Source organism: Novosphingobium beihaiense (assembly GCF_022832375.1).
Taxonomy (GTDB): Bacteria; Pseudomonadota; Alphaproteobacteria; order Sphingomonadales; family Sphingomonadaceae; genus Novosphingobium; species Novosphingobium beihaiensis.
Map to the genome: position 1 here is coordinate 37,645 of NZ_JALHLG010000007.1, position 25,172 is coordinate 62,816.

Consider the following 25,172-nt stretch of genomic DNA (forward strand, 5'->3'; position numbering starts at 1 on the left):
GGACGAATTCCGGACGAGCCGTTGCGGCGCGCCATTGCTTTCAGCCGTTGCGCGGATACCGGGCCCGCGCGGGGGCGGGGCTCGTGCTTCGGTCTTTTGCGGAACGTGCGCTTATGCGCCGCGGATTTCGGTCAGCTTGCGCTCCCAGGCGAGTGCGTGCTCGACGATCGTGGGCAGGTCGGCGTAGCGTGGCACCCAAGGGACGGTTGCCTTGATCCGGCTGTTGTCGGAAATGAGCGAGTCCGGGTCGCCCGCGCGGCGGCCTTCCATGCGCCGGTCGATCGTCCGGTTCGTGACACGGTCGACCGCATCGAGCACTTCGAGCACCGAGAAGCCGCGTCCGTAGCCGCAATTCATGGTCAGCGACTGGTCCGGATTTTCGATCAGGGCTTCCAGCGCGAGCACATGGGCGTTTGCGAGGTCCGAAACGTGGATGTAATCGCGCACGCCGGTGCCGTCAGGCGTGTCGAAATCAGTGCCGAACACCCCGACATGGCTGCGCTTGCCCAGTGCCGCTTCGACCGCGACCTTGATCAGATGGGTTGCGCCTGCCGTCGATTGGCCGGTGCGGGCCTGCGGATCGGCGCCCGCGACGTTGAAGTAGCGCAGCGCGCAGAAATTGAACGGATGGGCCTTCGCCACGTCGCCCAGCATGATTTCGGTCATCAGCTTGGACATGCCGTAGGGATTGATCGGGGCCTTGGGGCTGTCTTCGGTGACGGGCGAAACTTCGGGGATGCCGTAAGTCGCGGCGGTCGAGCTGAAAATGAAGTGTTTCACGCCCGCTTTCACGGCGGCATCCACCAGCGCGCGGCTCTTGGCGGTGTTGTTGTGATAGTACTTCAGCGGGTTTTCGACCGATTCGGGAACGATGATCGACCCGGCGAAATGCATGACCGCGCCGATCTTCTGCTCGGCGAAGATCCGCGCGAGCAGGTCCGCGTCTTCGATATCCCCTTCATAGAGCGGCACGTCTTCGGGAATGGCGAAACGGAAGCCTGTGCTCAGGTTGTCGATCACCGCCACCGGCCAGCCGGCATCCTTGAGGGCGAGAACGGCGTGGCTGCCGATATATCCGGCGCCGCCGGTGACGAGAACGGGGAGTTTGGTATTCATGATTTGGGCAGACTGCTCCCTGGCGCATAACGAGGCCGCTGTCATGGCCATGGCGGCCTGACAGCACTGTTTCCCAACCGTTTATCCAACCGGGCGGTCTGCGTCCACGCCTGGTGCGGGGCAAAAGAGGGAGCGATTGGAAAAAAAACGGGAGGGTGGGGTTCAGCCTCGGCGGAAATGTTCGACGATCCGGCCGTCGATCGGTTCCTTGAAGCGCAGGGCGAGGTGGCTGGCATCCTTGCGGGTGGCGCTGGCATGGAACGGGCCGACAGCGCCGATCCACAGGGAGACGTCGCCATCGCTGACGGCGCAGAACGCGTCGGTCTCCAGATCGCAGCCCTGATCCGCGAGGTCCGAAATACGGACTTTCGCGGTTTCCTGCGGGCCAATGCACTCGCCGTACAATATCGTTGCCATAGGCATTCATGTGTCCGGGATCAGCCGGACCCTTCCAATCAGTATACCGCCGCGGCTTGTGCCGTCTGGCGGGCGGAGCCAGAGCCCCGCGTCCTCTCCTTTACGCGCTCTAAAGGTCAGAACGGTTTCAAGCCAGTGTTCATTGCATGACCAATGCTGACAAAAGCTTGAACCGGTTTCTACGCAAGAGCGGCGAACCGGCACTGCCGGACGCCGGAGGGCTGCCGTCAGGCGACCTCTTTTTGCGGGCTGGTGCCGCTGGTCCCCTCACCGAACAGGGCCTTCACGAATTCATCGCGCCAGAACACGACGTCTTCGTCCCGCACCGAGGCCAGCAGCTTTTCGTGGCGGCTGCGCCGTTCCGCCAGCGGCATGTCGAGCGCACGCTTGATCGCTTCGCTGACATCCTCGATCGAGTGCGGATTGACCAGCAGCGCGTCGGTCAGTTGCAGCGCCGCGCCTGCAAATTGCGAAAGGACGAGGACACCGGGATATTCCGGGTTCTGCGCCGCGACATATTCCTTGGCGACAAGGTTCATGCCGTCGCGCAGCGGGGTGACGAGGCCGATATCGGCCGCGCGGTAGAAGCCCGCGAGCTGGCGGCGCGGGTAGCCGCGGTTGACGTAGCGGATCGGCACGAAAGCGACATCGGCGTGGGCGCCGTTGATGTGCCCGGTCTTGCGCTCCAGGTCTTCGCGGATCTGCTGGTAGCTGGCGACGTCCCCCCGCGAAGGCGGCGCGATTTGCAGCAGCACCACCTTGCTGGCGAGATCCGTATAGTCGCCCAGAAACCGCCCGAAGCTTTCGAAGCGTTCGCCTAGTCCCTTGGAATAGTCGAGCCGGTCCACACCGATCATCACCTTGCGGCCGCGCACGCTGGCCTTGAGGTGCTCATAGGCTTCCAGCGCCTCGGCGCTCTCCGCGCCTTCCACGAATTCCTCGTAGTCGATCCCGATCGGAAAGGCACGGGCGACGATACGGCGCCCGTCGTAATCGATGGTCCCGTCCTTGTTGACGGAAAGACCCATCTCCTTTTCGACATAGTGCAGGAAACTGCCCAGCCATTCCTCGGTCTGGAAGCCGATCACGTCGTATTCGAGCATTGAGCCGACCAGCCGTTCATGAAACGGCAGCGAGACGAGCAGCCGCGCGGGTGGCCATGGCGTGTGCAGGAACAGGCCGATGCGGTTCTTCACTCCTTTCTGGCGCAGCATCGAGCCGAGCGGCAGCAAGTGATAGTCGTGCACCCAGACGAGATCGTCGGGCTCGATCAGCGGCAGCACCGAATCGGCGAAGCGTGCATTGACCCGTTCGTAGCCCTCGCCGAAGTTGCGGTCGTATTCGGTCAGATCGATCCGGTAGTGGAACAGCGGCCACAGCGTGCGGTTGGCATAGCCGTTGTAGTATTCGTCGATATCCTGCGGTTCGAGGTCGATCGTCGCGGTGGTGACATCGTCGATCCGCTGCATGTTGAGATGGCCGTTGAACTCCTCGGTCTCCTGCCCGGACCAGCCGAACCAGATGCCGCGGTGTTCGCGCAGGGCTGAGTTGAGCGCCACGGCAAGGCCGCCCTGCGCGCCCGCGGCGCCGGCGGCCTTGGGTACGGAGACCCGGTTCGAAATAACGATCAGCCTGCTCATTCTTGTATCCCCTGTGCGGCCCAGCTCGCGGCGCGGCCCCGGATTGCCCCCGGCCTGACGGGCGTCAGCGCCAGTCCCGCCACGACCGGGACAATTGCCCGGCGCAATTAATTATACCGACCAGCGAATAGGTCTGGGGAAAGTTCCCCCACAGTTCGCCGGTTTCGAAATCCATGTCTTCCGACAGAAGCCCCGATTTGGTGCGGTGTCCCAGCATCGCTTCGAACAGGCGGCGCGCCTCTTCGTCGTCGCCGCTGCGGTGGAGCGCCTCGATCAGCCAGAACGTGCAGATGTTGAAGGCGGTTTCGGGCAGGCCGAAATCGTCCTCGTTGGCATAGCGCAGCATGTGCTCGCCGCGCCGTAGCGCCTTTTGCACGGCCGTGAGCGTGGCCCGGGCCTTCGGTTCTTCGGCCCGCAGATAGCGCAGCTCCACCATCTGCAGCAAGCTGGCGTCGAGTTCCGATCCGCCGAAGCTGGCGGCATAGTGCCCGTCCGCTTCGTGCCCCTCCACGCTGCACCAGGCGCCTTCGTCGATGTTCTCGCGCACAGTGTCCGCCCGCTCGCGCCATAGCTTGGCTCGCTCCGACAGGCCCAGGCGCTCGGCGGCATTGGCCAGGCGGTCGCAAGCGGCCCAGCTCATGACGCTGGAATAGGTATGCACGGCGGTGCGGGTGCGCAGTTCCCACAAGCCCGCGTCGGGCTGGTTGTGGGTCTGCCAGGCCATTTCGCCCACTTTTTCAAGGCTGGCGAAATCGTCCATGTTGGCGATGCGCAGCAGGCGCTGGTCGGTGAAGGCCTGGATCGAAGGCAGCACGATCTGCCCGTAGCAGTCGTTCTGCACCTGATAGTAGGCGGCATTGCCCACGCGCACCGGCCCCATGCCGCGATAGCCGGGCAGATCCTTGGCTTCCCATTCGATGATCTCGCGCGCGCCGCTGACGGCATAGAGCGGCTGGATCGCCCCGCCTTCGGCATCGTCGACGATGTTGCGCAAGTAGGAGAGGTACTTTTCCAGCACGTCGAGCGCGCCGAGGTGGTTGAGCGCCTGCACGGTGTAGTAGGCGTCACGGATCCAGCAGTAGCGGTAGTCCCAGTTGCGCTGCGAATGCGGCGCTTCGGGGATCGAGGTGGTGAGCGCGGCGACGATCGCGCCGGTTTCCTCATGCTGGCACAGCTTGAGCGTGATCGCGGCGCGGATCACCGCGTCCTGCCAGTCCAGCGGCGTGGCCAGGCTGCGCACCCACAAGTGCCAGTAATTGCTGGTGAGCTGGAGCATGGTGTCCAGCTCGTGCTCGACATTGCCGGTGAACGGCTCGTCGGGGCCGAGGAAGAAATGCAGCGAACGTTCGACCCGGAAAAAGCGCTCATCGAGCACGTAGCCGACCGGTGCATCGGTGGTCAGGCGCAAGGTGTTGCGCTCGACCAGATAGCGGATGTGGTTCGAGCCGTGGGTGATCTGCGCCAGCTCAGTGCCGTAACCGCTCATCGGGGTCAGCACCGTGCGGATGCGCGGCGACCCGGCAACGGGGCGCACCACGCGCGCATAGGCGACCGGGCGGTAGGTGCGGCCGCTGCGTTCGAAGCGCGGGCAGAAATCGTAGATGTCGACCGCACCGCCGCTGGCATCCTCCAGCCGGGTGACGAGGATCGGCGTGTTGCGCATGTAGTGCTGGCTGACCGAAACCTGGTTTTCCAGTTCGAAGCGCCAGGTGCCCGCGTCCTGCCCGTCCTGCCCGCGCATCAGCGCGCAGAACGTGGGATCGCCATCGACCCGGGGCACGCAGCCCCAGACGATCGCGCCGCGTTCGTCGATCAGCCCGCTGACCTGGCAATTGCCGATCGGCCAGAGTTCCAGAGAGCTGTGATGGGTGCCGTTGCGATCGGGCGAACTCATGCCTTGGTCTTCTCCTCAAGCGCCGCGGCAAGCCAGTCGTGGACGGCGGCGACGCCCGCGAGACGCCAGGTGGCGGCAGTCGGGCGCATCGCCCCGACCAGAATGCCGTTGCCGCCGAAACGGATGACGGCGCGGAACGCATCCTCGTCGGTCACATCGTCGCCCACGAAAAGCGGCGCGGTGCCGGAGAATTGCGGCAGATCCATGAAGCGGGCGACAGCGCTGCCCTTGTCCGACCCCGGCATGACCAGTTCGATCACCTGCTTGCCGTGTTTCATCTTGAGGCCGTGCATAGCGGCCAAATCTTCGGCGCGGGCCAGCAGGTTGTCCCGGGCATGGGGATGATGACGGTAGTGCACGGCAACGCTGAACGGCTTGGGCTCCACCAGCAACCCGCCATTGGCCAGTGCGAAACCAGTGAGGTCTTCGACGATGCTGCCGGGCAGGGGATCGGCCAGAGGGTAGACTTCGCCGCCTGCCGCGGGCCGGAACTCGCCGCCGTGCGATCCGGCCATGGCTACGCCGAGCGGCCCGAGCAGGGTTTCGAGCGCATCCAGCGAACGCCCGCTGACAAGCGCGAGGCGTCCGTCCAGGCGCTGCGAGAGCGCTTCGATCAGGCCGGGCAGTTGCCTTGCGACGACGACGGCATCGGGGCGGTCAGCAATGTCGACAAGCGTGCCGTCGAAGTCCAGAAAAAGCGAGGTCTGCGGCGAAATTCGCAGGGGGGGCGGTTGTGGCAGATCGCGCGGTTCGGCGCCGTGTTCCGCCAGCGAGGTATCGTCGCTCGGGTCGGTCATTGCAGGCAGTCTTGCACCATCGGACGGGATATGGCCACCCCCAAGGCTGCACGAAAATGCCGCAGCTGCGAAATCGCGCTGCGGCGGGCTGTCGCAGGGGCGCAGAATGGGGGCGGCGCCGGGGCGCGGGCGCGGCGGGCCGGGGCGATCGAATGGCGCAAGGTGCGCTGCCGCACGGGGCATATGGTTGAAAACCCCCGGCGCCATCGCCATTGTGCCCGCCTGCCAAAGGCCATGCGGGCCATCACTTCAGGAGGCACAGATCTCGATTTTCGACGATGCGCACGGGGTGCTGACCCGGGCCGGTGCTTTCGAGGGCGGTCTTGTCAGCGGCGTGCTTTCCGTCACGGGGCTGGTTCTGCTGGGCTGGTTTGCCAACTGGCTGGCGAAGAAGCTGGTGATCCGGCCGGTGACGGAGATCATCGCACGCACGCCGCTGCGCAACGAGGCTGCTGACGCGCGTTCGCTGGTAACGCACCTGGCCAATGTGGTGCCGGCCGTGATCCTGCTGCAGGGCATTCCGCTCGTTGCCGGGTTGCCCGAGCGGTTCGTGCTGTTCGTGCAGGTCGTGGCGCAGTCTTTCGTCGTCTTCACGCTCGCGCGCGCGCTGAGCGATCTGCTGGAACTGGCGAACGACGCCTATGAGCTGAAACCCGATGCCGCGAGCCGCCCGATCAAGGGCTATGTGCAGGTCGGCAAGATCGTGGTCTATGCCGCGGCGGCCATTCTGATCACCGCCACGCTGATCGGCCAGTCGCCGTTCCTGCTGCTTTCCGGGCTTGGCGCGCTGGCCGCAGTGCTGATGCTGATTTTTCGCGACACGATCCTGTCACTGGTCGCTTCGGTGCAGCTGCGCTCCAACGATATGCTGCGCGTGGGCGACTGGATCGAGATGCCGCAGCTCAATGCCGATGGCGATGTGATCGATATCGCGCTGCACACCGTGAAAGTGCAGAATTTCGACAAGACCGTTACCACCATTCCCACGCACAAGCTGATCTCCGATTCCTACCGCAACTGGCGTTTCATGCGCGAATGGGGCGGGCGGCGGATCAAGCGGCCGCTGCTGCTGGATCAGACCACGGTCAGCTTTCTGTCGCGCCAGCAATGGGACGATTTGCGCGCCTTTGCGATCCTGCGGCCCTATATGGACGCCAAGGAGCAGGAACTGGCAGTCTGGAATGCCGCGCATGCCTATGGCGAGGGGGAGGAGGACCGCCCGGCGAACCGGCGGCGGCCGACCAATGCCGGGACGTTCCGGGCCTATGTCAAAGCCTATCTCAAGGTGCATCCGCGCATTTCCAAGCGCGGCACCTTGCTGGTGCGTCAGCTTGAACCCACTGAAAAAGGGCTTCCGCTGGAAATCTATTGCTTCACCAATACCGCGGACTGGGGCGAGTACGAAGCGATCCAGGCGGATATCTTCGATCATCTTATCGCGATCCTGCCGCAATTCGGGCTCCGGCTGTTCCAGCAGCCGGGCGGTGCCGATCTTGCGCGGCTGGACGCTTGCGTTTCCGGCGGAACGCATCAAAGCAGGGTGCCGTCCCGGCAAGGGGATACCTGACGGGGGTAATCCCGCTGATGCCTTGCCATGTAAATGACGCAAGCTATGAATAATTCGATGCGGGCGGCAGATGCAGCGTCCCCATACCGCGCTGCTGCGGCCAGTATTTCTTGAAGGGGTATACATGAAGAAGATTGTGGCGTTCGATCTCGACGGAACGCTGGCGTTGAGCAAGCAGCCGTTGACGGACGAGATGGCGGACCTGATGGCCGAACTTCTGACCGTTGCCCAGGTCGCCGTCATTTCCGGGGGAGACTGGCCGCAGTTCGACAAGCAGGTGGCCAGCCGCCTGCCCGCGCACGCCGATCTTTCGCGCCTGTGGATGATGCCCACCAGCGGCGCCAAGCTCTTCGTCCATCGTGAAGAGGCCTGGACGCCGGTCTATGCCGAACTTTTCACCGAAGAGCAGAAGCGCGAGATTCTGGAAGCTTTCGATGCCGCGCTCGATGCTACGGGCTTCACTCCGGAAGAAACCTGGGGCGAGCGGATCGAGGATCGCGGCAGCCAGATCACCTTTTCCGCGCTGGGCCAGCAGGCCCCGCTTCATGCCAAGGAAGTCTGGGATCCCGATTTCGCCAAGCGCAAGGTGATACAGGCCGATCTGATCCAGCGCCTGCCGGGCGTCTCGGTCAATCTGGGCGGCGCGACATCGGTGGACGTAACCCAGCCGGGCGTCGACAAGGCATGGGGCCTGAAGCGCCTTGCCGAACACAGCGGCGTGGCCGAAGCGGACATGTTGTTCATCGGCGATGCGATCTTCCCCGGCGGCAACGACTATCCGGCCAAGGCGATGGGGCTCGATACGATCTGCGTGCGCGATCCGGCCGATACCGCGAATGTGATCGCCGCTATCGTTGCCTGCCAGAAGGCGGGCTGAGCGCGGTCTGCCTCGGCAGCAGGGCTCCGCACAGGAACGATCGCGATGCCCGCTTTCTATCTGACGCTGATTGCCGTCCTGCTCGCCGGGATCGGCGCGCGCGGCCAGATGACGATCGCAGGCCTTGCGCGGGCACAAGGCGCGCGGCCCGGCGTGCTGATCGTGGCGCTGGTCTCGGCCGTGCTGACCGCGCTGCTGGCGGCGTGGGCCGCGCATGCCGTGCTGGCGGAACTGCCGCCGCCGGCGCGCATGGTCTTTGCGGCCATGGCGCTGGGTCTGGCGGGGCTGGAATCCCTGGCGCTGGCCCCCCGGCGGGACGATCCGCGCGAGCCGACTCGCTCGCTGGGGGCGCTGGCGCTGGTCCTGCTGGCGCAGCAAGTGACCGATGCCGCGCGGTTTCTGATTTTCGGCATGGGGGTCGGCCTGGCCGCGCCCATCGCATCGGGCGCGGCGGGCGTGCTGGGCGGCGCCGTGCTGGCAGGGGCCGCCTGGGCTTTCCCGCAAGTGTCCGGAATGTCCGCCGTGCGCTGGATACGGCGGACTGCCGGCGGTTTGCTCGCGATCGCGGCGCTGGTGTTATTTCTTTCGCAAATCGGGATTCTCTGATCGAAAAATTCAGTCGAACAAACTCTTATAATCGGCGTTTTATGCGGTAGAGCGTGTTTACGAGACACAACAGAGGGAAACGCCATCATGACCTCCAAGGACAATTCCAAAGCCGCCCTGATCGACAGCCTGAACGGCCTGCTGGCGGATAGCTTCGCGCTGTACCTGAAGACCAAGAACTTCCATTGGCACGTGCGTGGCCCGCAGTTCCACGATCTGCACTTGCTGTTCGACACCCACGCCACCGAGGTTTTCGGGCTCACCGATCTTATCGCCGAACGCGTGCGCAAGCTGGGCGGCACGACGATGACCTCGATCGGTTCGATCGCCGCCAAGACCACGATCCGCAACGAGGACGATGCGCGCCTTGATGCCATGGCGATGGTCAAGCAGCTGTTCGAGGATAACACGGCGTTCGTGGCCACGCTCAAATCGGTCAAGGAACTGGCGGGCGAAGCGGGCGACAATGCCACCGACGGCATTATCGACGACTGGACCGACCAGGCCGAACAGCGCGCGTGGTTCCTGCGGGAAATTATGGCCTGACCATTTCGTGACGGCGGGGAGAGTGCTAGACCTCTCCCCGATGTCCAAGCTCGAAATCCTTAAAAACGCCGATAACGGCGCCATTGCCGCATGGTTCGCGCAGCGCCTGCGCGCCGCGCTGGCCCTGAACCCGGAAATCGCGGTGACAGTGCCGGGCGGCTCCACCCCGTTTCCGATCTTCGACCTGCTGGCGAAAGAGGATCTGCCGTGGGAACGCATCGCGGTCTGGCCCGGGGACGATCGCATCGTCGATGAGGATCATCCGGCCAGCAATGTGGGCAAGATCCGCGCGCGGCTGGAGCCTGCCGGGGCGAAGATCGTGCCGCTGGCAGAGGATGCGCAGCCGCCGCATTTCGCCATCGCCTGGCTGGGCATGGGCGGTGACGGGCATGTGGCCTCGCTGTTTCCCAACACCGATCCGCAGGCGGACGATCCGCATCCGGTGCGCCGCCTGACGCCCGATCCCCTGCCGCCCGAAGCCCCGTTCGACCGTCTGAGCCTGACGATCCCCGCGCTGACGGACAGCGACGAGATCATGTTCGTGATCCGGGGGGCGGATAAACGCGCCGTGTTCGATGCGGCGGTGAAGGGCAAACATGATCTGCCGGTTTCCCGTCTGCTCAAGGCGGCGCGGCATAAAGTGACGTGTTTCTGCTGAAAATCCTGCCGGCCCCACTGCACCGGGCGCTTTACCGTCTGGCGCACTGGGCGCGAAAGCAGGTGTGGAAGGTCCGGCGTTCGAACGTATCCGGCGTGCGCGTGCTGGCGCTTGACGAGGCAGGCCGCGTGCTGCTGGTTCGCCATTCCTATGGCACGCGCAGCTGGATGCCGCCGGGTGGCGGCTTCGGTGGGGAGGAAGACCCGGTCGCGGCAGGTCGGCGCGAACTGGCCGAGGAGACCGGCTGCGGGCTGCACGCGGCGCGGCTGGTGGCGGTTGTCGACGAGGATCTGCACGGCGCCACGAACCGCGTTCACATCGTCGCCGGGCGCGCGGAGGGGCAGGCCATGCCGGACAGGCGCGAGATCGTGGCAGCACGCTTTTTCCCGCTGGATGCGCTGCCGGGCGCCATGGGCAAGGGGCTGGCGGACAGCATCTGCGGCTGGGTGGAAACCTACCGCGCGCAGGGGCCGTCACAGCAGAGATAACTGGCCATCCTTCGCCGGGCGGGCTTCCTCCTCTGTGCGTTCCAATGCGGACAGGGTGAGGCCCATCAGCCGGATCGGCTGGGGCAGGGGCATCAATTCGTCGAGCAGGGCATGGCCGATCGCGCCGAATTCCGCCTTGTCCGCCACATAATGCGTTAGCGAGCGGGCGCGGGTGAGCGTCTTGAAATCGGCATAGCGCAGTTTCAGGGTTACGGTGCGTCCGCGGGCCGAGGCGCGTTCGATCCGTTCCCAGACGGTATCGACGATGTGGTCCATGGTCTCGCGCAGCGCTTCGCTCTCCTTGATATCCTCGGAAAAGGTGCGCTCGCCGCCCACCGATTTGCGCGGGCGATTGGCGCGCACCTGCCGCAAGTCCACCCCGCGCGCGGCGCGAAACAGGTATTCGGCGAAGCTGCCGAAATGGGCGCGCAGGAAGGCGAGGTCTTTCGTCGCAAGGTCCGCCCCGGTCTCGATGCCCAGCTTTGCCATCTTTTCCGCCCCGCGCGGGCCGACGCCGTGGAACCGGCGCACCGGCAGACCGGCCACGAAAGCGGCGCCTTGCCCGGGCCGGATTACGCAGAGGCCATCGGGTTTGTTCTGATCGCTGGCCAGCTTGGCGAGGAACTTGTTGTAGGAGACCCCGGCGCTGGCGGTGAGGCCCGTTTCCGCCTTGATGCGGCGCCGGATTTCCTCGGCAATGCGGGTGGCCGAGCCGATCCCCTGGAGGTCGGCGGTCACGTCCAGATAGGCCTCGTCGAGCGAGAGCGGCTCCACATGCGGCGTATATTCGAGGAAGATCGCGCGGATCTGGCGGCTGACGGCGGTGTAGACATCGAAGCGCGCCTTGCGGAAGATCAGGTCCGGGCAGAGCCGCAGCGCCCGTTTCGAAGGCATCGCCGAACGCACGCCAAAGGTGCGCGCCTCGTAGCTCGCTGCCGCCACCACGCCGCGCCCGGCCGCGCCGCCCACCGCCACCGGTTTGCCGCGCAGCGCGGGATCGTCGCGCTGTTCCACGCTGGCGAAGAAGGCGTCCATGTCGACATGGATCACCTTGCGCAGCCCATCGGCTTCCTCTTCGTGTCCGGACGGTGCAGGGGGCGGCGGCATGCCCGTTCTATAGGACGGGTTGGCGATGTTTCACAAATGTTCTTGCGCCGGATGACGGTTGCCTTGTTCGCACTTGCGGCTTTTTCGCGCTTGCGGCATGGGCGCGGCTATGCATTCCCCCGATGCGCCTGTCCCCTCTGAACAACCCGAACGCTTCCCCATGGGAGAGGTGGAATTCGTCGCGCTCCTTGCGTCCATCCAGGCGCTGATGGCGCTGTCGATCGACGTGATGCTGCCTGCGCTTGGCCGCATTTCCAACGATCTGGGCGTTTCCGATCCGAACGAGCGCCAGCTTATCGTCGGCGTGTTCCTGATCTGCTCGGGGCTGGCTTCGCTGTTTCCCGGCGCGATCGCGGACCGGTTTGGGCGGCGGCGGGTGCTGCTGACGGCGGTTTCGGGCTATATCCTGCTCTCGCTGATCTGCGCCGTCTCGGGCAGTTTTACCCTGCTGCTGATTGCGCGCGGGGTGGCCGGGGCGATCACTTCGGCCATGCTGGTGCTGCCGATGGCGATCCTGCGCGACCGGTTCGACGGGGACCGCATGGCGCGCACCCAGTCGATGATCGCGATGACGTTCATGGTGGTGCCGATGATCGCGCCCATGGTGGGGCAGACGGTGCTGCTCATCGCCAGCTGGCGCTGGATCTTCGGGATCATGACGGTGATGGGGCTGGTGGTCTTCACCTGGATCCTGTTGCGCCTGCCCGAAACCCTGAAGCCCGAATTCCGCCAGCCGATTCAGGTGCGGGTGATCGCCGGAAACATGGCGCTGGCCTTGCGCGAGCGCGCCTCGTTCGGATACTTCTTCGGCGCGGCCTTCGTTCAAGGCGCACTGTTCGGCTATATCAACAGCGCGCAGCAACTGGTGGGCGAGCATTTTGGTGCAGGGATGCTGTTCCCGGCCGTATTCGGCGGCATGGCGCTGGTGATGGCCAGCACCAACTTCATCAATTCCCGCATTGTCGAACATTTCGGCGCCCGGCGCGTGTCGCACACGGCGCTGATCGCCTACATCGGGCTGGCGGCGTTGCACCTGATCGTTGCGTTGAACGGTGAGAACCTGTGGATCTTCGTGCCGCTGATGACACTGAGCATGTGCATGATGAGCTTCATCGGCGCGAACTTCCAGGCGATTTCGCTGCAGCCGTTCGGGCGCATTGCCGGGGCGGCCTCTTCGGTGATGTCGTTCCTGCGCACGGTGATCGGCGCCGTGCTCGGCACGCTGATCGGGCAGGCCTATGACGGTACGGCGCGGCCGATTATGGCCGCGATGGCTGTCTGCGGGACCACCGCGCTGGTGCTGGTGCTCTATTCGGAGGGTGGGCGCCTGTTCCGCCGGATCAATCCGCCGGGTTTCTACAAGAACAACCCGCCGCCGGCCGCGCACTGAGTTCCGGTGCCGGGCCCGGCAGCTTGCCGCGCGCCGGTTCTATCTCCCGTGTTTGCCGGATATGCTGGCCGGGCCGCTACATGCGACGGCCACGGAACAGCTGAACCAGTCCAACGATGACGGCGATCACCAGCAGCAGATGGATCAGCGCGCCGGATACCTTGAATACGATGAAGCCGAGCAGCCAGAGGGCCAGCAGGACGGCGGCGATGGTGAACAGCATGAGCGTTTCTCCCGAATCGTGTCCATAAGGAACGCACAGGGCGCTCAAATGCTCCCGCAGCTACCGGGAGGCCGCTGTGGTGAAGTCGCCTCGGGTCAGCGCAGGGTGAGGCGCGATTGGCGGATCGCGGCGCGCTTCGCCCCATGCGGCGGCAATAAAACGTGCCTTTTCCATTGGGCTTGTGGAGACGCGGTGGTCCCAGGCATGCTCCCCGAGCCGTTCGACTTTGCGGGCGATGGCGCCGTAGATATTGGCGGCGGACAGCACTGCCCAGCGCTGGCGGAAGGCCAGCCGGGCCGCGCCGGTGCGGGCCGAAGCCTCGTATTCCCGGGCCAGCGTGCAGGCGCGGGCGATCATCGGCACCAGCGCACGGCGATAATGCGGCTTGGTGACTTCGCCGGGCGGAATGTCGGCTTCCGCCAGCCACTCCACCGGCAGATAGCAGCGCCCCTGTGCATCGTCTTCCCACACGTCGCGCACGATGTTGCCGAGCTGGAAGGCGATGCCGAGATCGCAGGCGCGGTCGAGCGTGTCCCGGTCGTCCGCGGGCACGCCCATCACGGCGGCCATCATCACCCCCACGGCTCCGGCGACATGGTAGCAGTAGCGCAGCATGTCGGCCTCGCTGCGCGGACGCCATTCGTCCGCGTCCATGGCAAAGCCGGTCAGCACGTCTTCCACCATCGCACGCGTCAGCGGCACTTCCTGCATGAGCAGGCCCAGGGCATCGAACGCGGGGGTGCCGGTGGCTTCCCTGGCCATCGCCAGTTCGGTCAGCGTGCGGATCGTCGCGAGGCGGTTTTCCGGGGCCAGCCGGGTGCCGATGGGGCCGGGCAGCACGGGGCGGCCATGTTCCTGCTCGTCGGCAATGTCGTCGCAGGCGCGGCACCAGGCATAGAGCAGCCAGACCCGTTCGCGCGTCGTGCGGTCGAACAGGCGGCTGGCGGCGGCAAAGCTCTTCGAGCCCCGGCGGATCGAGCGGCGGGCTGCGGCGACGAGCGCGGGGCGGTCATATCCGGCCATGGCCGTCCCCCCGCGCATGGATGCTCACAGCGTATCCGGGTTCATGTTCACGATGGGCGTGACCGGTTCGTGTGCCTGCATGCGCTGCAGCAGCAGGTCCAGCTCGCTTTCGGCCATGACGATGCCCTGGTGGGCGGGGCGCACGAAACCCACTTCGGCCATGTGCCGGTTGAATTCCAGAAGCCCGTCGTAGAAGCCGAATGCGTTGAGGATGCCCACCGGCTTGTTGTGATAGCCCAGCTGCGCCCAGCTTACCGCTTCCCACAATTCGTCCATCGTGCCCACGCCGCCGGGCAGGACCAGGAACCCGTCCGACAGGCGGGTGAAGGCAGCCTTGCGCTCGTGCATGTCGGAAACGATGGTCAGTTCGCAATCGTAATTGGCGACTTCCCCCGTTACCAGCGCTTGCGGGATCACGCCGATCACTTCGCCGCCCGCCAGCATGGCGGACCCGGCGATGGCGCCCATCAGGCCCAGCTTGCCGCCGCCGTAAACGACGCCGATGCCCTTTCTGGCCAGTGTTGCGCCGACCTCGCGGGCAAGGTCCATGTAGCGGGGATCGGCGGGGGTGGCGGAGCCGCAATAGACGGCAAGGCGTTTCATATCAGTTCGTGGCCTTCAGTTGGATGGGAGTGCCTTCGGGCAGGTCCTGCGTCTGGCAGGCGACTTGCCCGGTAAAGGAGAGAAGCTCCGCCAGCGGCAGGCGGATCAGGGTTTCGGGAGCATAGTCACCGGCCAGCAGCGCCTCGGGCGTGCGCGAATAGACTTCGCCGTCCTGTGGCGGGCCGAGCCGTTGGCGCGCGGCTTGCGCCAGCGCTTCGGCGCGCCAGACAAGCGCCACTTCGGGATCGCCCATGTACTGCGCGGCCTGATCCTCCCCGCCCAGGCGGATCAGCTCGCGAGTGTCGGGATCGAGATAGTGGATGGTGCCTTCCGTATCGGCCAGCAGCACATGGCCCATCGGGCTGACGGCGATGATCTCTTCGAAGGCTACGCCGGTCCAGCTCCAGTCGCGGTGCAGGGCCCGCATCGCGCGCTTCATCGCAGGTCTTCCTGCATCAGCTTGGCCGTGGCCTTGGCGCTGCCGACGACGCCGGGAATCCCCGCGCCGGGATGCGTGCCCGCGCCGACGAGGTACAGGTTTTTCAGCTTGTCGTCGCGGTTGTGCCCGCGGAACCACGCGCTTTGCGTCAGCCGCGGCTCCAGGCTGAAGGCATTGCCTTTCCACGCGCCGAGGTCCGCTTCGAAATCGGGCGGGGCGTAGTGGAACTTCGTGACGATCCGGTCGTCGATATCGGGGATCAGCCGCCGCCCCACTTCGGCCAGCACGCGCTGTTCCAGCTCGGGGCCCACGTCCGCCCAGTCGATCGGCAGCTTGCCCATGTTGGCCACGGGCACGAGGGCATAGAACGTGCTCTTGCCCTGCGGCGCCATCGAGGGATCGGTGACGGTGGGGTGGTGCAGGTAGATCGAGAAATCGCGGGGCAGCACCCCGTGCTCGAAAATGTCGTCCAGCAGGCCCTTGTAACGCGGGCCGAACAGGATGGAGTGGTGCGGAATGCCCGGCCAGGTGCCTTCCAGCCCGAAATGGACGATGAACAGGCTGGGCGAAAAGCGCTTGTTCGCCAGTTTGTGCGCCATTTCCTGCCCGCGCCGGTTTTCCCCCAGCAGATCGCCGTACGTGTGCATGATGTCGCCATTGCTGGCGATGGCATCGAAGCGCTGTTTCCAGCCGCTGGCGGTTTCCACTTCGGTGACGTGATCGCCCAGTGTGTGGATGCGGGTGACTTTCTCGCCCAGCTTGATCTCGCCGCCCAGCCGCTCGAACAGGCTGGCCATGCCGTGCGCCAGCTTGTTGGTGCCGCCCCTGGCCCACCACACGCCGCCGTCCTTTTCCAGCTTGTGGATCAGGGCGTAGATCGCGCTGGTGGTCATCGGATTGCCGCCCACCAGCAGCGTGTGGAACGAGAGCGCCTCGCGCAGGTGTTCGTCCTTCACGAAGCTGGAGACCATGGCATAGACCGAACGCCAGGCCTGATAGCGCAGCAGCGAGGGCGCGGCTTTCACCATGCTGGTAAAATCGAGGAACGCCTCGTGCCCCAGCTTGACGTAGCCTTCCTGCCAGACCCCGGCGGCATAGCGCTGGAACTCGTCGTATCCGGCCAGATCCTGCGGGGCGAGGCGGGCGATTTCGCGGTGGAGTGCGGGTTCGTCGTTCGAATAGTCGAACACGGTGCCGTCGGTCCAGTTGAGCCGGTAGAACGGCGATACCGGCATCAGCTCGACATCGCCGGCCATGTCATGCCCGGAAAGCGACCACAGCTCGCGCAGGCAATCGGGATCGGTGATGACGGTAGGGCCCGCATCGAACGTGAACCCCTCGCGCTCCCAGACGTAGGCGCGCCCGCCCACCTTGTCGCGCGCTTCCACCAGGGTGGTGGCGATTCCGGCGCTTTGCAGGCGGATGGCAAGCGCGAGCCCGCCGAAGCCCGCGCCGATGATGCAGGCTTTCTTCATGCGGCGCTCCCATCAAGCGAGGCTAAAGGGCGCCCGCGTCCCGTCAGGCTGGCAAGGGCAGCCCCCACCGGGACGGGCGGCTTGCCCGCGAGGATGCGCGCCTTGTCCGCCATGGTGGAGCGGCCGGCATAGAAACGCTCGATCAGCGGTTTAGGCAGGCCGTAGAACCGTTCGAGCACGCGCCAGCGCGCCTCCGGGCGCGCCGCGCCGAAAAGCATTCGGGTCAACATCCGGTAGAAGCGCCCCTTGCGCCAGTGCTGTGCGGCCCATGCATGACTGGCCCTTTCTAGGCGCGTGCCGGAGAGGTTGTCGAGAGTGGTAAGATGCAGCGCGAATCTTACAGCATCGGGAACCGAATACGAAGTGAGCGGATGAACCAGCGCCGCGCGCGTGCCCGCCCGCGCCGCACCGGCTTGTCCCGCGCGCCAGAACGCGTTGAAATCCCCCGCTGCGATCACCGGCAGCACGCCGCTTTCCTCATATTCGCAAGAGTCCACTTGCCAGCCCTGCCGCGCGGCATAGTCCGCGATGCGGCGGCGCAGCAGCGGCAGATCCAGCGCGGACCCATCGGCGTAGTAGGTGTCTTCCACGAAGACTTCGGTGGGGGAAAACGGCAGGCAATAGACAAAGCGGTAGCCGTCCGTCTGCTCCACCCGCGCGTCCATCACTACCGGCATCGCCAGCCCGTGCGGCGCGGCAAGGCGCAGGCGTTGTCCCAGGAATTTCTGCCAGCCGCCCGCCATGTGCGGCAAGCCGGGGATGCCGCGCGCGTCGAGCACGCCTTTCGCCGCGATCGAGCGCCCGTCCGCCAGGGTGATCGAGGTGGGGGTGACGGCGGTAGTTTCGACGCCGGTGATCACACATTCCGGGGGCAGCGCGGCGCGCACGGCGGCGTCCAGTCTGCCGCTGCTCATGGTGCGGTAGGGCGTGGCGAGAACCCGGGAACGGCTCGGAAAACGGACCTCATAACTATCCCAGCGCGCCGTTGTCAGCGCGTCGGCCAGCGCTTCTGCGCCTTGCGGAAGGTCGCTGGCGAAGAACGACCAGAGGTGCTGCCCGCCCAGCGCCGCGCCGCGCTCCACCACGATCACGCGCAGCTCCGGGCGCAGCCGCGCCATGGCCAGTGCCACAAGGCCGCCCGCCAGCCCGCAGCCGGCGATGGCAAGATCACAGCTTTCCGGTCGCATCGCTGTCTCGTTTAGGGATGGGCGGTGTTCGCCGCAACTTGGCATCGTTGTTGCGTTGGGGCATTGTCACAGAGATGACAGAAGACCTGACTATCTGCGAGGCTGGTTTCGAAGACTCCGCGGGTATCGCGGAAATCTACGCGCATTACGTGCTGGAGAGCACGGCGACATTCGAAACCGAACCGCCCGATGCCGTGGAAATCCGGCGGCGGATCAGTGACATCGTGGATGCGGGCTATCCGTTCCTGGTTACGCGGGACAGCACCGGGCGCGTGCTCGCCACGGGTTTCGCGCACCGCTACGGCCCGCGCGTGGGCTACCGCTACAGTGTGGAAACCACGATCTACGTCCGGCCGGACTGCGTCGGGCGGGGCATCGGCAGCGGCTTGCTGACGGCGCTTGTGGAGGCGTGCGAGGCGCGCGGCTACCGGCAGGCCTTCGCCGTGATCGCGGCTTCCGAACCGGCATCGGTGGTGCTTCATGCCAGGGCCGGATACCGCCCTGTGGGCACGCTGACGGGGGCCGGGTGGAAGCATGGCCAGTGGATCGACGTTTTCCTGATGCAGCGCCAGCTTGGACAGGGTAATGAGACTTTACCGGAAGATGCCGGTGAAAGTCTGGCTCAGGATCAATAAGTTTCGGCCTGTTGCGCAACCCGCACCGGTTTCCGGCGTTGGGATATGGGCAGACAGGGAAGGATATCCGCATGATTGCACGCCCGTTTTTATTCTCCGCGCTTGCGGTGGCCCTCGTGGCGCCCCTCGTGCTGCCCGCCGCCGCGATGGCGCAAGATGGGGCCCAGGATGCGCCTGACGGAAACGTGCTCGAAGGCGACCATCTGACGGTCGGCGCGGGCGGCGTCTACGGCCCCAGCTACGATGGTTCGGACGACTATGTCCTCTCCCCGTTTCCGATCATTCAGGGGCGGGTCCACGGCATAGAGATCACACCGCGCGCGGGCGGCATCGCGCTTGACGTGATCCCCGACGGCAAGGATGCACGGATCGGCTTTTCGCTGGGCCCGGTGGCCAGCCTTTCGTTCAACCGCAACCGGCAGATCAAGGACCGGGTGGTCAAGGCGGCGGGCAAGCTCGATACCGCGGTCGAGCTCGGCGTCAACGGCGGCGTCACCGCCTACAAGCTGCTCAACGACTACGATTCGCTGACGGTTTCGGCGGATGTGAAATGGGACGTCGGCGGCGCCTACAAGGGCATGACCTGGTCTCCCTCGGTCAGCTACGCGACCCCGCTCAGCAAGGCGGTTCTCGTGGTGCTCTCGGCCAGTGCGCACCATGCCGACGGCAAATATGCGCGGTACTACTATTCGGTGACGCCGGAGCAGAGCGCGGCCAGCGGTTTGCCCGAATATACCGCCAAGAGCGGCTGGGACAGTGCCAGCGTCGGTATGCTGGCGGGCTGGGACTTGTCGGGTGATTTGCGCGATGGCGGCTGGGCGCTTTTCGGCCTGGCCAATTATTCGCACATGCTCAACGCTGGCAAACGCACGCCCTATACCTCTATCCGGGGCGAAGCGGGCCAGTGGACGCTGGGCGCGGGCGTGGCCTACACGTTCTGAGAGCCTGCGCCTGAAACGGTTATTGCAGCGCGGCGCGCACGCGGGCTTGCAGATCCGGCAGAACCTCGTTTTCGAACCAGGGATTCTTCGCCATCCATAGCCGGCTGCGCCAGGCAGGATGGGGCAGGGGAAGCAGCCCTTCCGGCGCCGCGCGCCAGCGGCGCACCGCTTCGGTGAGGTTCGGCGCGAAGCCGCGCGGAAGGTAGCGCTTGTGCGCGTATTGCCCGATGACCAGCGTCAGCTGCACCTCCGGCAGAGCCTCGCGCAAGGGGGCGTGCCAGCGCGGGGCGCATTCGGGGCGCGGCGGCAGGTCGCCGCCACTGCCCTTGCCCGGATAGCAGAACCCGCTGGGCATGTGCGCCACGCGATCGGGATCGTAGAATTCTTCCGGCGAAAGGCCGGTCCATGCGCGCAGGCGGTCTCCGCTGTCGTCGTCCCAGGCCCGCCCGCTGGCGTGGACCTTGCTGCCCGGCGCCTGCCCGATCACAAGGATGCGCGCGCTCCGGCCCGCCTGCACGACCGGGCGCGGATCGTGCGGCAGGGCGGCTTCGCACAGGCGGCAGGAGCGGATCGCGTCCAGCAGGGTTTCAAGGTCCGCGGCCATGATGGCCAGATGGCGCCGGGCGCCGCCCGATGCAAGCAAGGCCCGCCGTTCCTGTCGCGCAAATCGGCGCTTTACGCAGCCCGCCGTGCAGTTCATCCTGCCTGCAACAAAAACGGGGGAATGGAGACTGATGCATGCCTGATCTGACGCTGGCACCGGCCTGGACCGCGCTGTTTCTGGGGCTTTTCGCACTGTTCGCGGGAATCGGGGAATTCCGCAAGCCCGGGCACTGGCAGAAACTGATCGAGGAGATCGTCGCCTCGCCTGCGCTGCAACTGGCCACCGGCTTGCTGGAGCTGTTCCTGGGCGCGGTAATCTATATCGTCAATCCCTGGGCCTCGCCCGACTGGCTGTCGAGCTTTCTCAGCGTTGTCGGCGGGCTGATGTGCCTCGAAGCGCTGGCGGTTCTGGCCTTCTCCGATGTCTACATGGCTTTCTGGGTGCGCCGTTTCGGGCCGCTGTCCAAGCTGTGGTGCTGCGGTTCGATCGTGATCGGCCTGATCCTGATCGGGGTGAGCCTGCTGCACTTCTGAGGCGGCACCTTGCCGCTGCGGATTGGCGGTTTTGTCAGGCATTCGGTCTGTCCTGAAAGGGCATTCATTCAAAATTTAGCATGGTCTGGCACTGATAGGGCTCCCTCGGCATTTGTGGAGCAATTCAGTGGAGTTAGGCAGCCGGTTCAGCAGGCTTCCTTTGGCAACCAGAATCACCGGCGCCTTCGTCGTGGCCATGGTGCTGCTATCGGTTACCAGCTACCTCGTCACTACGGGGCTGATGCTCCGTAACGCGGAACGCAGCGCGATCGAGCGCCAGGAAGTGAACATGCGCGTGGCATGGAACGTCCTGACGGGATATGGCCCGATTCATACCGAGAACGGCCAGCTCATGGCGGGCAGCCAGGTGCTCAACGATTTCAACGAGCCGGTTGACAGGATCAAGGAACTGGTCGGCGGCACGGCCACGATCTTCCAGCTGGACCAGCGTGTCGCCACCAATGTCGAGAAGCCGGACGGAACGCGCGCGGTTGGCACCGTGCTGGCCAAGGGGCCGGTCTGGGACACGGTGATGGGTGAGCACAAGCCGTTCCGGGGCCAGGCCACCATTCTGGGGCGCTCGTACTATACCGCTTACGATCCGATCATGGATGCGGACGGGAACCTTGCGGGCATTCTCTACACTGGCATTCCGACCTCCGATTTTCTTTCCAGCGTGCACCATGTCGGCCTGCTTTCGGCGCTGGCGGCCATTGTCATCACGGTGATCGCGGCGGCCGTTACCTTGCGGTTTTCCCGCAAGCAGTTTGCGCCGCTGCAGGACTTGCGAGACAGCATGGGCGAGATGGCGCAGGGGCGCTACGATGTCGCCATCGGCCATGAAGGCCGCACGGACGAGATCGGCGCGATGGCCGATGGTCTGCGGGTGTTCCAGCAGGCCGCGCTGGAAAGGCAACGCGCCGATGCGGACCAGCTCAAGGCGATGGATGGCGTGGCGCGCGAACTGGCGGCGCTGGCCAAGGGAGACCTGACGGTGCGGATCGGCAGCGATTTCCCGCAGGCCTACGCGCGTCTTGGCGAAGATTTCAACGCGGCGGTCACGCCGCTGGGGGCGGCGATCGAGACGATCATCGATTCGACCCGCAAGATCCACCTGACGGCGAGCGAAATCCGCTCCGCGGCAGACGATCTGGCCCTACGCACAGAACGCCAGTCCGCACGGCTGCAGCAGACCGCGAGTGCGATGCAGGATATCACCGGCACCGCGCAGCAGTCTGCCGAAATCGCGGGCAGGGCGCGCGAATCGATGGATACGATGCAGGGCGAGATCGAGGAAACCGGGCAGACCGTATCGCAGGCGATCAGTGCGATGCAGGCGATAGAGGAATCGTCGGACGAGATCGCCCAGATCGTGACTCTGATCGACGGGATCGCCTTTCAGACCAACCTTCTGGCGCTCAACGCCGGGGTCGAGGCGGCGCGGGCGGGCGAGGCCGGAAAGGGCTTTGCCGTGGTCGCTGCGGAAGTGCGCTCGCTGGCCCAGCGGTCGGCCGATGCAGCCAGCGAGATCAAGGAACGGATCGCCAAGAGCTCCACGCAGATCGGCCGGGGCGTGGAAGTGGTGAACCGCACCAGCGAAACCCTGTCGCAGGCGGTCAACCGCATCGGCGACATCGGCAAGCTGATCCGCGAGATCGCGCAGGGCGCGCAAGCGCAATCGGGCGGCGTGGCCAAGGTCAACAGCGCGATCAGCGAGATGGATCTGGTCACCCAGCAGAACGCGGCGATGGTGGAGGAAGCGACCGCCGCCGTTGCCAGCCTGACCGACAGTGCCCGCGAACTGGTGGAGGAAATCTCGCGCTTCAAGACGGCGGGCAGTGGCACTGGCCGTCCGGGCGCCGCGATCCGGCGCGCGGCCTGATCCTCAGTCTTCGGGCGCCCGGCGCAGGTCCATCAGCGAACTGGAATAAGGCTGGACCAGCGCCTGCGCCCGGTCCCAGCCGCCGTGCAGCCACAAGTCGCGAGCGGCAGCATCGGGCGGCAGGATCACCGGCATCGTCTCGCGCCCCTCGGCCCTGAGCGCGGCATTGGCCGGGCAGGCGAGCAGCGCGAAGCCCGGGATCTCGCTGTCCTTCCACACCGCCGCCATGGCAAAGAGCGGCTGGTCGGCGCAGGAAAACCAGCACTGGCGCCGTTTGCCGTCCGCCGGGGAGGGCTTGCCCCATTCCATTAAGGCCGTGGCGGGGATCAGGCAGCGGAACTCGCTGTTGCGCAAGTTGCCGATCCAGAACGGACTTTCCAGATTGCGCACGGTCAGCACTGGCCGCCCGTCGGGCACCGAGGGCGGCGGCGGCACGCCCCACAGGCGCGGGATCATCCGTGTTTCCAGCACCCGCCCGGCCGGACGCGGCCCGGCGATGAATTCGCGCCCCGCCGTGATGACAGGCGCGAACTGCCCGGGCGCGACATGCCCGCCCGCCCAGGGATCGTCCCCCACCCGGGCGTTGAACGCGCGCCCCACCGCAAGCGCGGGGGCGTCGAGGCGATAGAGCATGGGCATGGTTTGGTGTGTCTATTCGGCCGTAGCGGCTTGTTCGGCGCTTGCGACCAGTGCCTGTAACGCAGCCATGTGCGCTTTGAAGGCCTTGCGTCCCTTGCGGGTGAATGAGATCCAGGTTCGCTGGCGCCCGTCCATGGCGGCTTTCTTGAGCGTGACGTAACCGGCCTCGGCCATGGCCGAAAGGTGTTTCGAAAGCACCGAATCGCTCACGTCGGCGATCTCGCGCAACTTGGCGAATTCGGCGCTGCTCACGTTGGAGAGCACTGCTGCGATTTGCAGCCGGGCCGGTTGATGCAAGGCGGGGTCCAGGGGCGGTAACGGTTTCACGCCGCGGGGTCTTCCAGAAGTTCGCGCTTGAACACCCGATGCCACCACAGGCTGAGCCCCACAGCGATGGCAAAGGCCAAGGCGGTGAGGCCGGCCTTTGCCGGCAAACCGAAACCGCCAAGCCGCAAATGCAGAGCGAGAAGAATGAACGGAACGAGGACGACTAGATATGCCAGGGTGACGGCGAGCGTCTTGCCTCGGCGGTAGCCGTGGACGAACACTCCGTTCCTGCGTTCATCGGATCGTTTGATCAGTATGATCAACATAATGATCACCGGAATCGTGGCGAATTGAACCGCCGAAGATATGCTGATGGCCCCGATCAGCAGCGCGAACATGCCGCCAAAGGCCGCGTGGCGCCATGGGGGGCAATTCGCGATGTCATCCGCGAGTGCCGCCTTGGTGCCGCTGATCGTGGCAAGGGCCTGCTTTGCCTCCTCGTGCTGCGTTTCTTGTTCCTGAGCCATCATCATTCCCGCGTTATCCTGCCGGTCTATGCCTTGGATACGGCACTGTCGAGGTTATGCCCGGCCTGTGGCGCCGCGCGCCGGGCGGCTCTTCCGTCAAGCCAGAGGCTGATTGCCGGGCGCACTGTCAGTGCGATGACGTCAACCGCCGCGTGGAGAACGATCGATGTCATCAGCGATCCGGTCGAGAGGTAAACGTAGCTAAAGAAACCGCTGATCCCGGTAATCAGAAGCACGCTTTTCCATCCTTGATACCAGTGGGCCAGGCCAAAGCTCAGTCCGGCGATGATGAAGCCTGCCATGGCCGAACCGGTCGCCAGCGTGGCAACCATCGGCAAGGCCAGGCGGAAGAACACTTCCTCGCTCAGCCCGGCATTGATCGCGAGGGGCAGCGTTGCCAGCACTTCGGCGCGATTGCGGGGGAACAAGGCTTCGACATCGCCGATCACGGGCTGGGTCTTGCGGCGCAGCAGGAAGCGCCAGATCACGTAGGACACGCTTCCGCCACAAGCCACGCCCCCGATCATGCCGCCGTAGTAGGCAATGGAGCCGGTGTCTGATCCGTCCGCGCCGGAAGACTGCCCCAGCAGGAGGCGCAGCGGTTCGAATTCGTGAGGAAAGGCCCGCACTGCTCCCGCCTTGCCCACGATCGCCAGGATCGCCATGCCGATAAGTCCGAACTGGACGAAGGAGCGCAGTGTCATGCGCAAGTAGCAGCGCTGCCGTTCCGCACTGCCGGTCAGCAGGCGGAACCGCGCCATGGCGCCCTGGTTTGCGTATGTACGGTAGGCCAGCGCGGCCAGCAGAATGACGAGCAGCGCCATGTAGGGCAGGGATAAGGTCACGATGCGATCCTTCCTCTATCGAAGTGGAATGACTTTCCAATTTGGAAAGTTCCTAGACGTTACTTTCCAATTCGGAAAGTTAAATCTTTCCATATTGGAAAGTGATGGGCTGCGCTGGACCTGTGCCGCAAGGATGTCTATCATTCACGCCAACCCCGGGGAGGCAGCACCCCGCATCGATCTATCGGATGCGGGAAAAAGCCTGAGAGTTGTGGGTATGCTCCACAAGACCCGTCGAACCTGAAC

At 65.3% G+C, this 25,172-nt stretch carries 28 protein-coding genes; 11 read left to right on the forward strand and 17 right to left on the reverse strand.

All coding sequences use genetic code 11. The features are described from left to right. Positions 1 to 111: 111 nt before the first annotated feature. From galE to otsB, 5 genes are all read right to left on the reverse strand, one after another. On the reverse strand, positions 112 to 1,116 hold the full coding sequence (galE, locus tag MTR66_RS07000) for a UDP-glucose 4-epimerase GalE (protein WP_243919125.1): 1,005 nt from the start codon (positions 1,114 to 1,116) through the stop codon (positions 112 to 114). A 162-nt stretch (positions 1,117 to 1,278) separates the two neighbouring features. Continuing rightward, a complete protein-coding gene (locus MTR66_RS07005; protein ID WP_243919127.1) occupies positions 1,279 to 1,533 on the reverse strand; it encodes a hypothetical protein in 255 nt (84 codons plus the stop codon). Between the two features lie 227 nt (positions 1,534 to 1,760). After that, positions 1,761 to 3,173 (reverse strand): alpha,alpha-trehalose-phosphate synthase (UDP-forming), encoded by a 1,413-nt coding sequence (gene otsA, locus MTR66_RS07010; RefSeq protein WP_243919129.1) that lies wholly within the window; start codon positions 3,171 to 3,173, stop codon positions 1,761 to 1,763. Between the two features lie 64 nt (positions 3,174 to 3,237). Beyond that, positions 3,238 to 5,067: a glycoside hydrolase family 15 protein gene (locus MTR66_RS07015; RefSeq protein WP_243919130.1), complete on the reverse strand. Its 1,830-nt coding sequence runs from the start codon at positions 5,065 to 5,067 to the stop codon at positions 3,238 to 3,240. After that, the gene (otsB, locus tag MTR66_RS07020) at positions 5,064 to 5,864 is read right to left on the reverse strand and encodes a trehalose-phosphatase (protein WP_243919133.1); all 801 of its coding nucleotides are present in this window, start codon (positions 5,862 to 5,864) and stop codon (positions 5,064 to 5,066) included. The genes MTR66_RS07015 and otsB overlap by 4 nt, the downstream gene beginning before the upstream one ends. A 187-nt stretch (positions 5,865 to 6,051) precedes the next feature. On the opposite strand from otsB, the gene MTR66_RS07025 reads away from it, so the two are divergent. The 6 genes from MTR66_RS07025 to MTR66_RS07050 all read left to right on the forward strand — a co-directional run bounded on the left by MTR66_RS07025 (position 6,052) and on the right by MTR66_RS07050 (position 10,606). Beyond that, positions 6,052 to 7,431, forward strand: coding sequence for a mechanosensitive ion channel family protein (locus MTR66_RS07025; RefSeq protein ID WP_243919135.1), 1,380 nt, complete (start codon positions 6,052 to 6,054; stop codon positions 7,429 to 7,431). A 124-nt stretch (positions 7,432 to 7,555) separates the two neighbouring features. Further along, entirely contained in the window at positions 7,556 to 8,308 is a 753-nt protein-coding gene (locus MTR66_RS07030; RefSeq protein WP_243919137.1) for an HAD-IIB family hydrolase, read from the forward strand. A gap of 45 nt (positions 8,309 to 8,353) precedes the next feature. Beyond that, positions 8,354 to 8,914 (forward strand): hypothetical protein, encoded by a 561-nt coding sequence (locus MTR66_RS07035; protein WP_243919139.1) that lies wholly within the window; start codon positions 8,354 to 8,356, stop codon positions 8,912 to 8,914. A gap of 87 nt (positions 8,915 to 9,001) precedes the next feature. After that, on the forward strand, positions 9,002 to 9,460 hold the full coding sequence (locus tag MTR66_RS07040; protein ID WP_243919141.1) for a Dps family protein: 459 nt from the start codon (positions 9,002 to 9,004) through the stop codon (positions 9,458 to 9,460). Between the two features lie 40 nt (positions 9,461 to 9,500). Beyond that, the gene (locus tag MTR66_RS07045; RefSeq protein WP_243919148.1) at positions 9,501 to 10,118 is read left to right on the forward strand and encodes a 6-phosphogluconolactonase; all 618 of its coding nucleotides are present in this window, start codon (positions 9,501 to 9,503) and stop codon (positions 10,116 to 10,118) included. After that, positions 10,106 to 10,606, forward strand: coding sequence for an NUDIX domain-containing protein (locus MTR66_RS07050; protein ID WP_243919149.1), 501 nt, complete (start codon positions 10,106 to 10,108; stop codon positions 10,604 to 10,606). Before MTR66_RS07045 ends, MTR66_RS07050 begins: the two co-directional genes overlap by 13 nt. On the opposite strand, the gene dinB is transcribed toward MTR66_RS07050, so the two are convergent. Continuing rightward, positions 10,592 to 11,713 (reverse strand): DNA polymerase IV, encoded by a 1,122-nt coding sequence (gene dinB / locus MTR66_RS07055; RefSeq protein WP_243919153.1) that lies wholly within the window; start codon positions 11,711 to 11,713, stop codon positions 10,592 to 10,594. The two genes, MTR66_RS07050 and dinB, sit on opposite strands and share 15 nt — an antisense overlap. Positions 11,714 to 11,822: 109 nt before the next feature. Between dinB and MTR66_RS07060 the strand changes: the two genes are divergently transcribed. Beyond that, on the forward strand, positions 11,823 to 13,103 hold the full coding sequence (locus MTR66_RS07060; RefSeq protein ID WP_243919155.1) for a multidrug effflux MFS transporter: 1,281 nt from the start codon (positions 11,823 to 11,825) through the stop codon (positions 13,101 to 13,103). Between the two features lie 76 nt (positions 13,104 to 13,179). Here the strand turns inward: MTR66_RS07060 and MTR66_RS07065 are convergent, their stop codons facing one another. From MTR66_RS07065 to crtY, 6 genes are read right to left on the reverse strand one after another with little or no spacing between them, the layout of a single operon-like run. Next, positions 13,180 to 13,326, reverse strand: a complete 147-nt coding sequence (locus tag MTR66_RS07065) for a lmo0937 family membrane protein (protein ID WP_243919156.1) — start codon at positions 13,324 to 13,326, stop codon at positions 13,180 to 13,182. Between the two features lie 60 nt (positions 13,327 to 13,386). After that, positions 13,387 to 14,349, reverse strand: a complete 963-nt coding sequence (locus MTR66_RS07070) for a phytoene/squalene synthase family protein (RefSeq protein WP_243919157.1) — start codon at positions 14,347 to 14,349, stop codon at positions 13,387 to 13,389. Between the two features lie 24 nt (positions 14,350 to 14,373). Further along, positions 14,374 to 14,952: an LOG family protein gene (locus MTR66_RS07075; protein ID WP_243919158.1), complete on the reverse strand. Its 579-nt coding sequence runs from the start codon at positions 14,950 to 14,952 to the stop codon at positions 14,374 to 14,376. Position 14,953: 1 nt separating this feature from the next. Beyond that, entirely contained in the window at positions 14,954 to 15,391 is a 438-nt protein-coding gene (locus MTR66_RS07080) for a hypothetical protein (protein WP_243919159.1), read from the reverse strand. Next, entirely contained in the window at positions 15,388 to 16,866 is a 1,479-nt protein-coding gene (locus MTR66_RS07085; RefSeq protein ID WP_243919160.1) for a phytoene desaturase, read from the reverse strand. Before MTR66_RS07085 ends, MTR66_RS07080 begins: the two co-directional genes overlap by 4 nt. Beyond that, positions 16,863 to 18,053, reverse strand: coding sequence for a lycopene beta-cyclase CrtY (crtY, locus tag MTR66_RS07090; protein WP_243919162.1), 1,191 nt, complete (start codon positions 18,051 to 18,053; stop codon positions 16,863 to 16,865). Before crtY ends, MTR66_RS07085 begins: the two co-directional genes overlap by 4 nt. 74 nt (positions 18,054 to 18,127) lie before the next feature. Here crtY and MTR66_RS07095 point away from each other — a divergent pair, with 74 nt between their 5' ends. Together MTR66_RS07095 and MTR66_RS07100 are read left to right on the forward strand one after the other, a co-directional pair. Further along, a complete protein-coding gene (locus MTR66_RS07095) occupies positions 18,128 to 18,688 on the forward strand; it encodes a GNAT family N-acetyltransferase (protein WP_243919163.1) in 561 nt (186 codons plus the stop codon). Between the two features lie 71 nt (positions 18,689 to 18,759). Then, entirely contained in the window at positions 18,760 to 19,629 is an 870-nt protein-coding gene (locus tag MTR66_RS07100; protein ID WP_243919165.1) for a MipA/OmpV family protein, read from the forward strand. Between the two features lie 19 nt (positions 19,630 to 19,648). On the opposite strand, the gene MTR66_RS07105 is transcribed toward MTR66_RS07100, so the two are convergent. After that, entirely contained in the window at positions 19,649 to 20,233 is a 585-nt protein-coding gene (locus tag MTR66_RS07105) for a uracil-DNA glycosylase family protein (protein WP_243919167.1), read from the reverse strand. 134 nt (positions 20,234 to 20,367) lie between these two features. Here MTR66_RS07105 and MTR66_RS07110 point away from each other — a divergent pair, with 134 nt between their 5' ends. Continuing rightward, positions 20,368 to 20,766 (forward strand): hypothetical protein, encoded by a 399-nt coding sequence (locus MTR66_RS07110; RefSeq protein ID WP_243919174.1) that lies wholly within the window; start codon positions 20,368 to 20,370, stop codon positions 20,764 to 20,766. A 160-nt stretch (positions 20,767 to 20,926) separates the two neighbouring features. Continuing rightward, positions 20,927 to 22,648 carry a methyl-accepting chemotaxis protein gene (locus MTR66_RS07115; protein WP_243919176.1) on the forward strand — a complete coding sequence of 574 codons (1,722 nt, stop codon included), beginning with the start codon at positions 20,927 to 20,929 and terminating at the stop codon, positions 22,646 to 22,648. Positions 22,649 to 22,651: 3 nt separating this feature from the next. Here MTR66_RS07115 and MTR66_RS07120 read toward each other — a convergent pair whose 3' ends face one another. Genes MTR66_RS07120 through MTR66_RS21340 form a run of 4 tightly spaced genes read right to left on the reverse strand, consistent with a single transcriptional unit; the run spans position 22,652 to position 24,926 of the window. After that, on the reverse strand, positions 22,652 to 23,287 hold the full coding sequence (locus MTR66_RS07120; RefSeq protein ID WP_243919178.1) for an SOS response-associated peptidase family protein: 636 nt from the start codon (positions 23,285 to 23,287) through the stop codon (positions 22,652 to 22,654). Between the two features lie 12 nt (positions 23,288 to 23,299). Further along, positions 23,300 to 23,584: a transcriptional regulator gene (locus MTR66_RS07125; RefSeq protein WP_243919180.1), complete on the reverse strand. Its 285-nt coding sequence runs from the start codon at positions 23,582 to 23,584 to the stop codon at positions 23,300 to 23,302. A 26-nt stretch (positions 23,585 to 23,610) separates the two neighbouring features. Beyond that, the gene (locus tag MTR66_RS07130; RefSeq protein WP_243919182.1) at positions 23,611 to 24,087 is read right to left on the reverse strand and encodes a hypothetical protein; all 477 of its coding nucleotides are present in this window, start codon (positions 24,085 to 24,087) and stop codon (positions 23,611 to 23,613) included. A gap of 20 nt (positions 24,088 to 24,107) precedes the next feature. Continuing rightward, positions 24,108 to 24,926 carry a CPBP family intramembrane glutamic endopeptidase gene (locus MTR66_RS21340; protein WP_243919184.1) on the reverse strand — a complete coding sequence of 273 codons (819 nt, stop codon included), beginning with the start codon at positions 24,924 to 24,926 and terminating at the stop codon, positions 24,108 to 24,110. Positions 24,927 to 25,172: the final 246 nt, after the last annotated feature.